Origin of the sequence: Paenibacillus sp. EKM211P (genome assembly GCF_011066175.1) — a bacterium.
Lineage (GTDB): Bacteria > Bacillota > Bacilli > Paenibacillales > Paenibacillaceae > Paenibacillus > Paenibacillus polymyxa.
Window position 1 is genome coordinate 78,525 of sequence record NZ_JAAMNS010000004.1, and the last position, 13,826, is coordinate 92,350.

The following is a 13,826-nucleotide window of genomic DNA, read 5'->3' on the forward strand; positions in this document are numbered from 1 at the left end:
TTCACTGGTAAATTGCTTTGTACCAGTAACGTAGTATGTTGTCATAGTTATTCTCCCTTATGAAAAATAGTAGGATACGGCTGTTAAAAGTGTTAGTGCAATGGCTACCGCAGCAACGTTCTGTAAAAGGGGCTTAACTATTCGTTCATAGACACCGTCCCAGATATCTTCAAGTATATGCAACATAAACACCTCCTTTCGTACTATTACTTTCGGCGCATAAAAAGGGATATTCTTCCTATGTGTCGAATTGTTGTGTCGAAGGAAGGAGGTGTTTGAAGTGCCCAAAGTTTTTGTTCATACTCATGACATGGGGAAAGCCAACTGGGAGAATCAATATTTTGACTTTAGTAGAGTCCCTGTTGAAGGTGAATTCTTCGCATTATCGTCTGATTCACCGTGGTATCAAGTAGAACTGATTGTTCATACTCCCTTTAAAGAAGATCTCGCCGCTGAGTATATGGGGTAAAGGTTGAGCACGAGAAAGTGAAGGGGAACAAGCTAAGTTTGCCAGCAAAATTTGAATTTTGAAGATAAGCACCTTAAGTGGTGCTTTTTTAGATGTCTTAGGAGGAAGCAATGGGGATTATACTTGATATTTTAAAAGATGTTGTGATAGCCATTATAACAGGGATCGGTACAGGGTGGGTTATGACAGAATACTATAGAGAGAAGGATAAAAGGACAAGTTGGATAAAACAATTTGAAGAAGAGAAACAGATAATGTCTTACTTTCTAAGGCAAGTATATTTCGAAATAGATTTGTTTAAAGACAACAGTAACTACGATAAAACAAACTTATTGAGAGTTCTTAAGACTGCTCCGAGATTCAGTTCACTTTCTGAGGTTCACAACAAGGAGTTATTTGTTAATGATGTTATAACTTTGAACTTGCTCTTACGTGAATTAGAGGATTATTTAACCGCTTCTGAAACAATAAATTACAATGAATTGGTTCGTCTAAAATTGGAAATATTCAAGGCTCATTTTCAAGTTTTAAAAATACCGAGTTCTAGTTTATATGGTCGCTGAGAGGTAGCTTTTTTCTTTGCCCTTATTCCACCAGGAAGGAGGTGTTAACAATAAAAGAGAGCATATTAATTTACATTGGCCCGCCGATCCCATCGCGCGGGTTATTTCAGTTTGGTAGTTTTGTCGGAGACATACCGGAGTTTCTTGAACCGCTCATGCAAGTGGAAGAGATCCGGGAGTTGGTGGTTGATGTGAATAACTTGGTCGAGCCAAGAAGGAATTGAGCATTATTGGTACTGAAAATAACAAAGTATTTTAGTATCTCTCGTACCCAAACAATATAGAAGCGGAGTTGAGCAGATTGGATTATAAAAGCTTGGTGGATTTGATACGCGTATTGCTTTGGAATTGGACCTTATGAATACTGCTCGTCATTTTCGATTCGCTCTGAAACTCTTTCCGCCATTGTTCTGCGCAGCCTCTCTCCTGAGATCGACCGGAAACGGACACAGGCTGCTGTAGAGGCAGTTCTTGAGAAATACAAGATATATAATAAGTTTGCTTCTATTATGAACCTTCTTGTTGAGAAGGAGTAGAGAAAGAGTGGGAAAATGAACGAAATTAAAGTGGCTAATGATTGGGCGCAATACCCTATGACTCTGCGCCCCAAGCATGTTGAGGAAATAATGAAGATGAGCCCAAAAAAGACCTACGAGTTTCTGGCAGGGAAATATATATTAGCAAATTGGTATTTTTTTAACTGGCTTGATGGTGCTAATTTTGATGTTTTCAAAACAACGAAAGCAGCTGATCTTGGCCGCTGCTTCTTCGTATCAAAAAGTGATTCGTATTAAATTCGTATCAGAGCCATATTTCGTATCGGATATGAGTTTATAAAAATAAGAAAACCCCCTTATGAATCAAGGGGGGTTCGGTATAGGACGGATGGGGATCGAACCCATGACCCTTACCCTGTCAAGATAATGCTCTCCCGCTGAGCTACCGTCCTGTAGTTACTAGATAATATCATGTATTAACCATATATGTAAAGTGAAAAAATAGAAATCAGCCTGTACTTCATGACTATTTATATATATAATTCAAATTTAGTGAGTTTACATTTGAAATTAAGGATAGGAGGAACAGATGATGGCCGCAGAAATTATAACTGTAACAACAGAAGAGCAACTGCAGAAGGCAATATTGATCCGTACCAAAGTGTTTGTCGAAGAGCAGAAGGTTCCTCTGGATCTTGAAATTGATCATTATGACAAGCTGGGAGATACCGCCCATCATTTGCTAATTTGTGAACATGGGGAAATGGTGGCTACTGGTCGGCTGACATATTACGATGAAGAGACAGCTAAAATGCAACGTATTGCCGTTCTCAAGGAGCATCGTGCAGCAGGTTATGGACGTGTATTACTGCTAGCACTGGAGGAACGTGCACGTGAACTTGGGCTGAGATACTCGTTGTTAGATGCTCAATGTCAAGCTGAGAAGTTTTACGAAAAGCTTGGCTATGAAACGATCTCCGATGAACCTTTTGACGATGCGGGAATACCGCATGTACGTATGCGTAAAAAGTTGTAGTCGAGGCACAGGTGTATACAAAGCTGTACAATGCGCATGCTAGTAAAAGTTCCTCCACTATACTATGGATAAGGAGCGATGCAGCATGGCTAATACAGAACGAGAACAAATTACGGCAGTACGTAAAAACGGGGATGGCGATCTTGCGTCATTTCAGACGTCTACTGGACGGATTTTGGATTATAGCCAAGCGTTGAACGAGATTGAAGCAGGTTCAATTGCAGGCGTCAACGTGTTCAAGGCCAAGGATGGAAGCAAACGAATTCGAGGGGATGCCGATGGAGATCCTTCTAATAACCTGGATCAACTGCCGTTGTTCTGACCTTGACTCGCAACATTAACGTCCAAGCTTATCATTGTTTACAAAAAATATGCAGCAAGCCGCCTAGCTATCCTTTGTAGGAAAGTCGGGCGGCTTTTTGTTAATTGTTAATACTCCCTTTAGCTCGGTTACTCTGCACGTTCCAATTCTACTAGCGGATATACTCGTTGCTGCTCCAGAAAGGACATAATCCCTGCCTTATCTCTAAATTGTTCCATATCGTCACTATAGTGCATCAGATGAATTTGCTCTTGAAGAGGTGTTGGCAAGCTTAGCAGCTCATCTAACGTTGTATGGACTTCTCCGGCACCTTGTAATTGAACCTCATGTAAAATGCTTCGACATCCCCGTTCATGCACCAGATGATGAAGTAAATCGGGATCAAAAACCATGTCCGCACTATAAAAAAGACGATCATTAATGAACAAAGAGTAACTGTTTTTACCAGGAATATGCCGTGTAGGGATCAGCTCTACCTGGATACCCGGTACTAAGGTGGTGGGTACGCCAGGGGTTATGACATTTACCTCGAATACATCCTCAAGCTTGTCAATCATACCTTGCTGTGACATGCCGCCCTTGAGCGTATGCTCCCATAAAGGGTGGATTAATGGTTCGGCGATATAAAGCAGAGGTTTGCGACGATGGAGGATATTCATTTGAAAACCAAATTCCTCTAGGCCTCCGACATGATCTGCGTGAATATGTGTGATTAAAATAGCGTCAATATCAGGCAAAGGGACACCCATCTGGTGTAATGCTAGAGATGCGGTTGTACCGCAATCGATCAGCAGCTTGCCTTCCCCGCTATCCAGCAGCGCGTTGTTGTTGTAATAATGCTTGGCAAAGGCGCTACCTGTACCAAGCATCTGTATCGTTAGGCCCATTATGGATTCACCCTCCAGACGATGTGTTATAAGACACTCTACAATCGTATTTTAACATCTAGGCTGCAGGAACTAAAGATTTGGCTCCTTATGTAAAAACTTTGGACAATTTGTGAAACACAGCGCAACTTGTGCGGCTGAGCTAGGTATAAATGTACGACAGATGGTTTTTAACAGATAACGATGGAGGGATATGTAGTATGAAATGGAGAAAAGTGATGGCCCTAGTGATGGCCTTTTCAATAATGGGAGGGACCGTCATTTCGGCGGAGTCCGCCAAGGACCAAGTGCAGTTGATTATTAACGGAGAAGTGTCAAAAGATGGCGCAGTTGTCATTGATGGGAAAACTTATGTGCCTATCCGTGACTTTAACGGGCTTGTAAATTTTGATCCCTCTGGTGGAAAAGTTGTCTTCGACCAGCCAAACGTGCATATGTTCCTGTTCAAGGGAGATACTGTGTTTGGTAACGTGAATAAAGGTAACAAAGTGAAGTTTAATGTTTTCAGCCAAATTGATACCCTGAAAACAGATATCTCCGGAGTGAAAGTAGCGATTACCGACCCTTCGGGCAATGTAAAGGATATTCAGTCCCAAGATATCAAAGGAGCGCAAAAGGATAACTTCTGGTTCCGTACGAACGACTTTACGTATGATTTCAAAACAGCAGGGAACTATCGAGTCGGTTTCTACATTAAAGAAAGTAAAGACGGTAGTTATACACTGGTATCCGAAAAAGTCATTACAGCGATAAATTAGGCATACCACAAATTGACCTGCACTCTTGATCATGTTACGATACGAGGGAAAATAAAACAATTTGAAGGTAGGTATTTCCATGAGTGATCACAAACATGAACACGGTGAAGCCTGCAACCACGATCATGACCACGAACATGAAGAAATGGTTCTTACGCTAACTGATGAAAATGGCAAAGATGTAGAAATGGTGCTGGTAGAGACCTTTGACGTAGAAGATCACGTGTATGCTCTGTTGCTTGAGCGTGGCAATCCCGAAGCGGATGGTATCATTCTTCGTATGGAAGAAGAAAACGAAGAAATGGTGCTTTACAATATTGAGGACGAAGATGAGTGGAAGCGTGTAGAAGCAGCTTATAGCGAGCTTGTTGCCCAATACGAATAAGATTGGATACAGCAACTGCTCTTGCTCTTCAAAACACTAGAAAAGCCCCCAAATGGGGGCTTTTTTTGTTGACCATCAACATTTTTTTGCATGCAGATGCTAACAGATCATTGTTTAAGAAATAGCGTCAGTTTCAACGATTACCTTCACCTGATGTACCGTTCGATCCTCAGGTCCTTTAACAGGCAGGCCTACTTCCACATGATCTACAATATAATCAATATTGTCCTGCGAAATAACTTCGCCCGGCAATAGGATTGGGATGCCTGGTGGATATACATAAATGAATTCTGCAATGATACGGCCAGCAGATTCCTTGAAGGGTACGATTTCCGTATCTCCGTAAAAAGCGTCTCTCGGAATGAGGGAGAGCTGCGGTATATCCGGTATCTTTACAACCAGCTCATGCTGCTGACCTGTGGAATAGTGCAGTGAAGCCAGTTCGCGCAATGCTTTTAATAAAATGTCAATTTCCTCTTTGGTATCACCAGGGGTCACCAAACAGAGAATATTATACATATCGCTAAGCTCAACTTCGATATTGTAGTGATCTCTCAGCCAATTTTCCACATCATATCCGGTAAGGCCTAAATGGCGAATATGAACCGTCACTTTGGTCGGATCATAATCATAGGTAGCTTCCGTGCCAAGAATTTCACTGCCAAAGCAATATAGCCCTTCGATTTTGTTGACCTCTGCGCGGCAATATTCAGCTAATTTCAGAGCACGTTGTGCGATTTCATGGCCATTAAGGGCCAAATTGCGTCGGGATGTGTCCAACGAAGCCAGCAGAATATACGAAGTGGACGTCGTTGTCAGCATACTGAAAATAGTTTGTACACGCTGCGGATTAACGAATCCGTTTTTTGTATTTACATTTAGTATCGAGCTTTGAGTCAAAGAACCACCCAGCTTGTGAACGCTTGTAGCTGACATGTCTGCCCCCGCTTCCATGGCGGACATCGGCAAATCAGCGTGAAAATGAATCAGTACTCCGTGAGCCTCATCGACCAGGACCGGCACATTATAGCTGTGAGCGAGATCTACAATTTCCTTCAAATCGGCGCACACACCGTAATATGTCGGGTTGATGACAAGGACGCCCTTGGCGTCAGGGTGACGTTCCAATGCCCGGCGTACGGACTTGGTTGTAACCCCGTGGTGAATACCGAGATTCTCATCACTGACCGGAGAAATGAATACCGGCTTCGCACCAGCGAAGATGATGGCAGACATTATGGATTTGTGTATATTTCGGGGTACAATAATTTTATCACCTGGCATACAAATGGACATAATCATGGTGATAATGGCTCCGCTTGTCCCCTGTACACTGTAATAAGTATAATCAGCTCCGAAGGCTTCTGCTGCAAGCTTTTGAGCTTCTTCAATGACGCCTGATGGCTGATGCAGATCGTCCAATGGAGCGATATTGATCATATCTATGGAAAAAGCATTATCCCCCATAAATTCGCGAAATTCCCGATCTGCCCCCACTCCCTTTTTATGACCTGGGATGTGAAATTGAACCGGGTTGCTCTGAGCATGCTTTTTCAAAGCAGTAAAAAGCGGGGTGTTGCTTTGATTCATTAGTGTTGTCACAACCTTTCATGCAGGATTTCGACAATCCTGTGCAATTGATAATAGAACAAAATTGAGTATAGCAGTTTGAAGTAGGAATGCAAGCGATTGAGGGCGCATTTATTTGCGAAAGAGTGGAGTAGGCGGAGAACCCCGAATGTATAGACAAAAAACAAAGGCGGAGGATGTGGGATAGATGAAGCAAATTAGACGAAAAAAAGCTTCGCAGCGGCTGTGGACTCCTTTTTTCGCCAAATTATGGATACTGGTGTTTCTGGTCGAATTTATGAAGGGATCTCTTCTGGTATCGATCCTGCCGGTATATATGGGAGAAACGTTGGGGCTGTCGGCCGGAATTATCGGTTTAGCCTTTTCGCTTCAGTATTTCGGAGACAATGCATTCCGGGCACCGGCGGGCTGGATGGCTGAACGGCTCGGTTACCGTGGCACGATGTCAACCGCGTTGTTGTTTACACTTGTAGCGATCATTATGCTAAGCGCACTGACGGAACCTGTGTGGCTCGTCATCGCGTGTCTGTTACTAGGACTGGGGACATCTCCGCTCTGGCCTTGTGTGATGACTGGAACGACCGAAATGTCCGGACCTAATAACAATAATGGTGCAGCGATGGGAACACTGGAAATTGCGTCCATGGGCGGAACGGGCTTGGGTCCACTCGTTATGAACTTCGCCATATCCCACTACGGACACTCTTACGGTATGGTGTTCATGATTTTGATAGGATGCAGTATTGTATTACTACTGGTTGCTCTTATGCTGCCTGGAACGAACAGGTCTGCTGGCAAAGGTGACCTCGAACAGAGCGCTCTCATATCTTCTGATGGGAAGTCCAAGCAGAAGCGGCAAGTGCTGAGTGGTATCCAGGAGACGATCAGCACGCTCAAAACCAAGCTTAATGTGAATCCGTTAATTTACCCTGCGCTGTTTTTGCAGTCCTTTGTCATCGGTTTGATCAGCCCTGTGCTAACGCTGTACGCGCGGACGGATCTCGGAATTTCACCGAACTTGTATAGCGTGCTTCTGATTGCCGGCGGTGGGGTGACTGTGCTGGCATTGATCCCTTGTGGCAAGCTGGTGGATCGCCTTGGAACCAAGTACTTTTTGCACATCGGATTTTTGCTTGCCGGGACCACGCTATTTTTCTTTTCAACAGTACAGACCATCCCACTTGTGTTTGTATCCGTAGCAATCATTGGCTTGGGATATGCGCTCATTTTGCCTGCATGGAACACGTTTCTTGCCCAACTGATTCCGGAAAGCGAGCGTGCAACAGTATGGGGCTTTTTTTTAACACTCCAAGGCTCTGGCATGGTTATTGGTCCGCTCGTTTCAGGAGTGCTATGGGACCGCGCTGGACACACAGCTCCATTTATCATCAGTGGGATCGTGATGCTGCTCATGTTTGGCTGCCATCTGGCTTTGGCGCGCAATCCACGGAGAAAAATCGTTGTTAAGGCTTGAAAGGTACTATCAAAAGCGGGTCAGGGCTGCATTTATTCTGAAGCTATTCCTTTGGAAAAGACATCCGGTACAGTGGCAGCAAATGCTCAAAAGTGGAACGCACTGTCTGCAGTAGCGCAGCTCCGTCACTAGCGAGAGGATCATTACGATCAATGCGGAGCCCGCACATGACCTCGGCTTTTTTCACCTGCTGCAGCTTGTTAATGATGGTTTGAAACTCTTCAGTGTCCATTTGCTGCTGTTCTGTACCTTGTGGAGCCATATGATCCATGGACCAGTAAAAGTGACCTGGTATGTTAGATCGCACATCGCTCAGGTTGGTTTCAAGCGCCTGGGCAAATGTGATTTTATTCGGACTTTCATAAATGACTGCGAATATGACGAATATATGGGAAGCGAACATACCTACCTCAAAATGCGGCAACGCCTTATACCCGCGTTTATTTGCCGCCCAGGCTACCCATGTATCGATCGGGGGATTGACCTTGCGTCGTGCATGCTTGGCAACGTGAACGTGCATAGGCTCCCCGCATAAGTCCGTCAGGAAGGGGGCTATCTCCTCACCAATCGCCTCCAACTTGGGCCGAACCTGCTGAATCAGCACCTCCATGCGAGGTTCCAATCCTGGTATCTCAAAAACATCAAAGTCCTTTGCAGTAAATCCACTAAATGTCATTCCTATTCCTCCTGTAACTAGGCTAAGCCATATCGTGTGGCGTATTATGTCCGATTATAGCATAATGTCAGCGGGCTTGACCGTCTTTAGACCAGGCTCGGTACAAGCACATAAGGCAAAAGTAGGATTGTGCGCTGTTACTCATAAAAATAGGTCAAATAACCAAGTACCCTTACATAAAATGAAGTATAAAATAGAGCAAGGGAAGATCAAGCGGGAAAGCCGCAGGCTTGCTGTAGCCGGACTTCTTGAATCGGACTTGAAAAAGGAGGGAATGCCGTGAACAAGGGCTGTGAGGTAGAATATTGCAATCTAGAGCTCCGGTTTAGCCGTCGGCATATCCATAATCTGATCAAGGATTTGATATCGGAAGGGTATTCGCTGTACTGGAGCGAGGATGAGTCGTATCTGGTTTTGTCGGTGAGAACCGGGCGCAAGCTGGTGAAGCTCCGTTTTCAACAACTGCGCACAGGACACTATAAGCTGGCCGGAGATTATGTAATCCGCGATGCCAAGCTGGCTGAGTGGTTGGAGAAGCTAATTGGAAGTACTCGAGGTCATGCCATTGTCAAAAGAGTCAAGGATCATCATATCTTGGTAGAAAATATTTTGTTCGGCGAGGTCATTCGTCTGGTCGAGGTTACTGGCTTTAAGCAGCGTGTTATTTATCAGAAAGGACCCGTGCTGTCCGCTCAGGAAATGGAAGATATGTACGCTTCCAATGAAGGGGAAACCCGGCTGCTGCTGCTCAAAATGGAAGTGGACGATGAATTGGAGAAACTGTTCACAGCCATGACCGAGGAAGATACGATTAAAATCGAGAATTGCCACAAACGCCTGCAAACGCTATCTCACCAACTGCTGATGATGGAAGCGTAGTACATCGGAACACCTCATGTAAATGGGGTGTTTTGATCTGTGATTAGACAGGGGTTCACTTCTGACACTAAAAACGTTAAAATAGAAGTGCACGTGTTCCGATTCACATAAAGTGTAATGCGGTAAAGCGGCGATATAGAATACAAAATATGTTGCAAAGGATGAGGAACCAGATGGCAAAACAGCAAATTGGTGTGATCGGCCTGGCGGTAATGGGTAAAAACTTGGCCCTTAATATTGAGAGCAGAGGCTTCACCGTTTCGGTTTTTAACCGCTCTCCAGAAAAAACGCACGATCTTATCAAAGAAGCAGAAGGTAAGAAACTGACGGGTACTTTCTCCATTGAAGAATTTGTGAACTCACTGGAATCACCCCGTAAAATCCTGATCATGGTTCAAGCTGGTAAAGCTACAGATGCCACGATTGAACAGCTTGTGCCTCATCTGGACAAGGGCGACATTATTATAGACGGAGGCAATGCCTACTTCCCTGATACACAGCGCCGCAGCAAGGAGCTGGAGGAAAAAGGACTTCGCTTTATTGGTACAGGCGTATCCGGTGGTGAAGAAGGTGCCTTGAATGGTCCTGCCATTATGCCAGGTGGACAAGAAAGTGCCTACAAACTGGTAGAGCCGATTCTGACTGCAATCTCTGCAAAAGTGGACGGCGACCCATGCTGTACATATATCGGTCCCGACGGTGCTGGTCACTATGTAAAAATGGTGCATAATGGTATCGAGTACGGCGACATGCAATTGATTGGTGAAGCATATCACTTGCTGAAATCAGTCCTGAATGTGAGTGCGGAAGAACTTCATGAAATCTTTACTGAATGGAATAAAGGTGAACTGGACAGCTATCTGATCGAAATTACAGCTGATATCTTCTCCCAGTATGATGCTGAAACAGGCAAGCCTATGGTAGATGTGATCTTGGATGCTGCAGGTCAAAAAGGTACTGGTAAATGGACAAGCCAAAGCGCGCTGGATCTGGGTGTGCCATTGTCTATGATTACCGAGTCCGTATTCTCCCGTTTCTTGTCTGCTATGAAAGATGAGCGTATTGCGGCAAGCAAAGTGCTGAGCGGTCCTAAAGCTGAATCCTTCAGCGGCGACAAAAAAGAATTTATCGAAAGCGTACGTAAAGCCCTGTTCGCAAGTAAAATTGTGTCTTATGCTCAAGGTTTCGCTCAAATGCGTGCAGCTTCCGATGAATATGATTGGGATTTGAAATACGGAAAAATTGCAATGATCTTCCGCGGTGGTTGCATTATCCGTTCGCAATTCCTGCAAAACATCAAGGATGCGTATGACCGTGATCCTGCTCTGAAAAACCTATTGCTGGACTCTTATTTCAAAAATGTAGTAGAAACGTATCAAGATGCATGGCGTCAAGTGATTTCCGTGGCTGTATCTCAAGGTATTCCAGTGCCTGGCTTCTCCAGCGCGCTTGCTTACTATGACAGCTATCGCACGGAGCGTTTGCCAGCAAACCTGCTGCAAGCGCAACGTGACTACTTTGGTGCACACACGTTCAAGCGCGTGGACAAAGAAGGCGTATTCCATCATCAATGGTTCTAATGAACTGACGAATATGTAAGAATGCAGTATGTAACACAACGGAAGCTTTTTTGCCCTCTGGGTAGAAAAAGCTTCCGTTTTTGATTTGGTATTTTAGATACAATGTTGAATTCGCTAAAGGATTGTATAATCTTTTGACGCTATGGTATGATAGAAACACAAAATTTTAATGCTTTACCGCGTCTAAGCTTTGAGTTTAAATAAAAGAGACGGAAGATTCCCGCCTCTTTTATAGACTAGCTGTTTTACTGCTCCTGTGACCATTGCAGCATGCCACCAGTCATATTGGTGCAACCCTCGTAACCTAACTGCTGCAAATATTCGCAGGCACGTTCACTGCGATAACCGCTCCGGCAAATAAAGATGATTTCACCGGTGCGTTCAATTTCCTCAAGGCGGCCCGGAATCTGTCCGAGCGGAATGTGCTTGGCACCTTCAATCATACCTTCCGCTACTTCTTCCGCTTCACGGACGTCGATCAATTGCAATTGCTCTCCTGCTTGCAGGCGTGCGCGAAGCTCAGAAGGTTCAATCAGAGCGATTTGCGTCATGGCTGGACCTCTTTTCTAATGTAAATGGGTACTATTTGTATTGTTGACGTGTGAGAAACGTCACACTCCCTATGTATGATAGCGAAGCGATCTCTAAGCTGTCAATTAGCCTAAATCTAAAAATCAAATAAAGATTGGTCAACCAGGTTGCTAAACCTCGACAGACCTAGATGAATATTCCTTATTTTTTAGGTGGAGAAATGAACGTTACAACTTGTATAATTAACGTAAACTAGGATGGTTTGAATCGAAAAGGAGCATGTATAATATGGATGTTATCGTTAGACCTACCCCTTCCCTGCAAGGAGAGATTGGGGCTTTGTCCTCCAAAAACTACACTACTCGTTATCTGCTAACGGCTGCACTAGCTGATGGGCAAAGTACTATTTACTATCCAGCTCATAGTGAAGACAGTGATGCTATGCGTCGTTGTATCACCGATCTGGGAGCAGTGCTGGAAGAGGATGATGAAAAAATCGTGATTACAGGTTTTGGTAGCCATCCTCAAGCTGTGAAGGAACTGAACGTGGGCAATGCAGGAGCAGTGCTCCGTTTTTTGATGGGAATTGCGTCCCTATGTCCGGATGTTACATTTGTGAATACATATCCCGACTCCTTGGGGAAAAGACCCCATGATGATCTAATTGATGCACTGGGCCAACTGGGGATTAAAGTAGATCATCGTGAAGGCAAGTTGCCAATACGTATTCAGGGTGGTCAGGCGAAGGGCGGTAAAATCCAGGTGTCCGGCTCGGTTAGCTCACAGTATTTAAGCGCTCTGTTGTTCCTTACACCTCTTTTGGAGAAAGATAGTGAAATTGAAGTGCTGCATGATTTGAAATCCAAAGTGGTCATTGGGCAGACGCTGGAGGTATTGCAAGAGGCTGGTATTACCATTCATGCAAGTGATGACTACATGTCTTTCCGCGTACCGGGTCGGCAATCTTATCAGCCACGTACGTATACTGTACAGGGGGATTATCCAGGGAGTGCTGCGGTGCTGGCGGCGGCTGCAGTAACGAATTCCGATGTAACCATCCATCGTCTTAAAGAACAGAGCAAACAGGGAGAACGTGCTATTGTAGACGTGCTGCGTATGATGGAAGTGCCACTGACACATGAGAACGATACCGTTGTCGTAAAGGGGAACGGTCGATTGAAAGCCATCGAGTTTGACGGTGATGCTGCGACAGACGCTGTGCTTGCCATGGTAGCTGCGGCTGTATTTGCCGAAGGTACGTCCCGTTTCTATAACGTGGAAAATCTACGGTATAAGGAATGTGACCGTATTACCGATTATTTGAATGAATTGAGCAAGGCTGGAGCTCGGGTGGAAGAACGTCAAGCGGAAATCATTGTGCATGGTAGACCGGAGGGTGTCGAAGGTGGTGTGGAAATCAACGCGCATTTTGATCACCGTGTCATTATGGCATTGACGGTTGTAGGTTTGCGTGCGCAGAAGCCGCTAGTGATCAAGGATGCGCATCATGTCGCCAAATCGTATCCACAGTATTTCGACCATCTGACGACGCTTGGTGCTTCTGTAGAATGGGTAAAATAAAGGTAAGTTAAGATGCAGACAGGAGGAGAAAAAATGGCTTTTGAAAATCCGTCCAGAGAAGAGATTAAGAATATTTTGGAACAAGTAGGCAATATTGCGGTTGTTGGTTTGTCTGATAAATCAGACCGCACCTCATACATGGTTTCTTATGCTATGCAACAGCGGGGATACCGGATTATTCCGGTAAACCCTGCGGCCGCAGGACAAACGATTCTTGGAGAGACTTGCTATGCCAGTCTTGCTGAAGTACCAGAGCCCGTTGAATTGGTTAATGTATTCCGGCGTAGCGAATACTGCGCAGAGGTTGCGCGTGAAGCAGCTGCTATTGGAGCTAAGATATTGTGGCTGCAACAGGGAATTATAAGCCAGGAAGCCGCTGACATTGCGCAGGAGCATGGAATGACGGTTATTATGGATCGTTGCATTAAGGTGGAGGATTCAGTGACCCAAGCTGTACGTAAAGGATAATCACATCGCTGAATCATGCTATATGAGCATGAAAAAAACCTTCTTCCCTTATTTCATAGGGTTGAAGGTTTTTGGTGTGAAATCAGAACTATGATACAGTATATTATACTTTCAGGAATCCATATAATGT

The 13,826-nt window shown here is 44.6% G+C and carries 17 protein-coding genes and 1 tRNA gene; 12 read left to right on the forward strand and 6 right to left on the reverse strand.

Translation table 11 applies throughout. The features are described 5' to 3' along the window. Window positions 1–57: 57 nt before the first annotated feature. Complete coding sequence (locus G9G57_RS26205) at window positions 58–186, reverse strand: hypothetical protein (RefSeq protein ID WP_016822398.1); 129 nt, start codon at window positions 184–186, stop codon at window positions 58–60. A 94-nt stretch (window positions 187–280) separates the two neighbouring features. Between G9G57_RS26205 and G9G57_RS08590 the strand changes: the two genes are divergently transcribed. From G9G57_RS08590 to G9G57_RS08600, 3 genes are all read left to right on the forward strand, one after another. Continuing rightward, complete coding sequence (locus tag G9G57_RS08590; RefSeq protein WP_016822397.1) at window positions 281–469, forward strand: hypothetical protein; 189 nt, start codon at window positions 281–283, stop codon at window positions 467–469. A 110-nt stretch (window positions 470–579) separates the two neighbouring features. Beyond that, on the forward strand, window positions 580–1,032 hold the full coding sequence (locus G9G57_RS08595; RefSeq protein ID WP_123797368.1) for a hypothetical protein: 453 nt from the start codon (window positions 580–582) through the stop codon (window positions 1,030–1,032). A 551-nt stretch (window positions 1,033–1,583) separates the two neighbouring features. After that, a complete protein-coding gene (locus G9G57_RS08600) occupies window positions 1,584–1,826 on the forward strand; it encodes a hypothetical protein (protein WP_016822395.1) in 243 nt (80 codons plus the stop codon). A gap of 83 nt (window positions 1,827–1,909) precedes the next feature. Here the strand turns inward: G9G57_RS08600 and G9G57_RS08605 are convergent. Next, window positions 1,910–1,981: transfer RNA gene (locus G9G57_RS08605), tRNA-Val, on the reverse strand. 140 nt (window positions 1,982–2,121) lie between these two features. On the opposite strand from G9G57_RS08605, the gene G9G57_RS08610 reads away from it, so the two are divergent. Both G9G57_RS08610 and G9G57_RS08615 read left to right on the forward strand, forming a co-directional pair. Further along, window positions 2,122–2,565: a GNAT family N-acetyltransferase gene (locus tag G9G57_RS08610; protein ID WP_017427817.1), complete on the forward strand. Its 444-nt coding sequence runs from the start codon at window positions 2,122–2,124 to the stop codon at window positions 2,563–2,565. Window positions 2,566–2,650: 85 nt separating this feature from the next. Further along, window positions 2,651–2,887, forward strand: a complete 237-nt coding sequence (locus tag G9G57_RS08615; RefSeq protein ID WP_016822393.1) for a DUF3892 domain-containing protein — start codon at window positions 2,651–2,653, stop codon at window positions 2,885–2,887. 128 nt (window positions 2,888–3,015) lie between these two features. Here G9G57_RS08615 and G9G57_RS08620 read toward each other — a convergent pair whose 3' ends face one another. Further along, window positions 3,016–3,774 carry an MBL fold metallo-hydrolase gene (locus tag G9G57_RS08620; RefSeq protein WP_017427816.1) on the reverse strand — a complete coding sequence of 253 codons (759 nt, stop codon included), beginning with the start codon at window positions 3,772–3,774 and terminating at the stop codon, window positions 3,016–3,018. Between the two features lie 200 nt (window positions 3,775–3,974). Between G9G57_RS08620 and G9G57_RS08625 the strand changes: the two genes are divergently transcribed. Together G9G57_RS08625 and G9G57_RS08630 are read left to right on the forward strand one after the other, a co-directional pair. Then, window positions 3,975–4,532 carry a hypothetical protein gene (locus tag G9G57_RS08625; protein ID WP_013371897.1) on the forward strand — a complete coding sequence of 186 codons (558 nt, stop codon included), beginning with the start codon at window positions 3,975–3,977 and terminating at the stop codon, window positions 4,530–4,532. Between the two features lie 79 nt (window positions 4,533–4,611). Next, window positions 4,612–4,917: a DUF1292 domain-containing protein gene (locus G9G57_RS08630; protein ID WP_007431055.1), complete on the forward strand. Its 306-nt coding sequence runs from the start codon at window positions 4,612–4,614 to the stop codon at window positions 4,915–4,917. Between the two features lie 114 nt (window positions 4,918–5,031). Here G9G57_RS08630 and G9G57_RS08635 read toward each other — a convergent pair whose 3' ends face one another. Further along, window positions 5,032–6,507 (reverse strand): aminotransferase class I/II-fold pyridoxal phosphate-dependent enzyme, encoded by a 1,476-nt coding sequence (locus G9G57_RS08635; protein WP_044785283.1) that lies wholly within the window; start codon window positions 6,505–6,507, stop codon window positions 5,032–5,034. A 187-nt stretch (window positions 6,508–6,694) separates the two neighbouring features. On the opposite strand from G9G57_RS08635, the gene G9G57_RS08640 reads away from it, so the two are divergent. Beyond that, window positions 6,695–7,981, forward strand: a complete 1,287-nt coding sequence (locus G9G57_RS08640; RefSeq protein WP_044785282.1) for an MFS transporter — start codon at window positions 6,695–6,697, stop codon at window positions 7,979–7,981. Window positions 7,982–8,024: 43 nt separating this feature from the next. On the opposite strand, the gene G9G57_RS08645 is transcribed toward G9G57_RS08640, so the two are convergent. Further along, the gene (locus tag G9G57_RS08645; protein WP_016822389.1) at window positions 8,025–8,657 is read right to left on the reverse strand and encodes a YktB family protein; all 633 of its coding nucleotides are present in this window, start codon (window positions 8,655–8,657) and stop codon (window positions 8,025–8,027) included. Window positions 8,658–8,936: 279 nt separating this feature from the next. Between G9G57_RS08645 and G9G57_RS08655 the strand changes: the two genes are divergently transcribed. Then, window positions 8,937–9,536, forward strand: coding sequence for a hypothetical protein (locus G9G57_RS08655; RefSeq protein WP_016822387.1), 600 nt, complete (start codon window positions 8,937–8,939; stop codon window positions 9,534–9,536). A gap of 173 nt (window positions 9,537–9,709) precedes the next feature. Next, window positions 9,710–11,116: an NADP-dependent phosphogluconate dehydrogenase gene (gene gndA / locus G9G57_RS08660; protein ID WP_013371891.1), complete on the forward strand. Its 1,407-nt coding sequence runs from the start codon at window positions 9,710–9,712 to the stop codon at window positions 11,114–11,116. 245 nt (window positions 11,117–11,361) lie between these two features. On the opposite strand, the gene G9G57_RS08665 is transcribed toward gndA, so the two are convergent. Beyond that, entirely contained in the window at window positions 11,362–11,667 is a 306-nt protein-coding gene (locus G9G57_RS08665) for a rhodanese-like domain-containing protein (RefSeq protein ID WP_013371889.1), read from the reverse strand. A 268-nt stretch (window positions 11,668–11,935) separates the two neighbouring features. On the opposite strand from G9G57_RS08665, the gene aroA reads away from it, so the two are divergent. Both aroA and G9G57_RS08675 read left to right on the forward strand, forming a co-directional pair. Next, the gene (gene aroA, locus G9G57_RS08670) at window positions 11,936–13,228 is read left to right on the forward strand and encodes a 3-phosphoshikimate 1-carboxyvinyltransferase (protein WP_044785281.1); all 1,293 of its coding nucleotides are present in this window, start codon (window positions 11,936–11,938) and stop codon (window positions 13,226–13,228) included. A gap of 33 nt (window positions 13,229–13,261) precedes the next feature. Next, on the forward strand, window positions 13,262–13,696 hold the full coding sequence (locus tag G9G57_RS08675) for a CoA-binding protein (RefSeq protein WP_019687968.1): 435 nt from the start codon (window positions 13,262–13,264) through the stop codon (window positions 13,694–13,696). Window positions 13,697–13,826 lie beyond the last annotated feature (130 nt).

Bases quoted from the DNA above. Each gene is read 5' to 3' on its own strand.
- G9G57_RS26205 (WP_016822398.1), bottom strand. From the start codon at position 186: ATGTTGCATATACTTGAAGATATCTGGGACGGTGTCTATGAACGAATA.
- G9G57_RS08595 (WP_123797368.1), top strand. From the start codon at position 580: ATGGGGATTATACTTGATATTTTAAAAGATGTTGTGATAGCCATTATA.
- G9G57_RS08600 (WP_016822395.1), top strand. From the start codon at position 1,584: ATGAACGAAATTAAAGTGGCTAATGATTGGGCGCAATACCCTATGACT.
- G9G57_RS08610 (WP_017427817.1), top strand. From the start codon at position 2,122: ATGGCCGCAGAAATTATAACTGTAACAACAGAAGAGCAACTGCAGAAG.
- G9G57_RS08615 (WP_016822393.1), top strand. From the start codon at position 2,651: ATGGCTAATACAGAACGAGAACAAATTACGGCAGTACGTAAAAACGGG.
- G9G57_RS08620 (WP_017427816.1), bottom strand. From the start codon at position 3,774: ATGGGCCTAACGATACAGATGCTTGGTACAGGTAGCGCCTTTGCCAAG.
- G9G57_RS08625 (WP_013371897.1), top strand. From the start codon at position 3,975: ATGAAATGGAGAAAAGTGATGGCCCTAGTGATGGCCTTTTCAATAATG.
- G9G57_RS08630 (WP_007431055.1), top strand. From the start codon at position 4,612: ATGAGTGATCACAAACATGAACACGGTGAAGCCTGCAACCACGATCAT.
- G9G57_RS08635 (WP_044785283.1), bottom strand. From the start codon at position 6,507: ATGAATCAAAGCAACACCCCGCTTTTTACTGCTTTGAAAAAGCATGCT.
- G9G57_RS08640 (WP_044785282.1), top strand. From the start codon at position 6,695: ATGAAGCAAATTAGACGAAAAAAAGCTTCGCAGCGGCTGTGGACTCCT.
- G9G57_RS08645 (WP_016822389.1), bottom strand. From the start codon at position 8,657: ATGACATTTAGTGGATTTACTGCAAAGGACTTTGATGTTTTTGAGATA.
- gndA (WP_013371891.1), top strand. From the start codon at position 9,710: ATGGCAAAACAGCAAATTGGTGTGATCGGCCTGGCGGTAATGGGTAAA.
- G9G57_RS08665 (WP_013371889.1), bottom strand. From the start codon at position 11,667: ATGACGCAAATCGCTCTGATTGAACCTTCTGAGCTTCGCGCACGCCTG.
- aroA (WP_044785281.1), top strand. From the start codon at position 11,936: ATGGATGTTATCGTTAGACCTACCCCTTCCCTGCAAGGAGAGATTGGG.
- G9G57_RS08675 (WP_019687968.1), top strand. From the start codon at position 13,262: ATGGCTTTTGAAAATCCGTCCAGAGAAGAGATTAAGAATATTTTGGAA.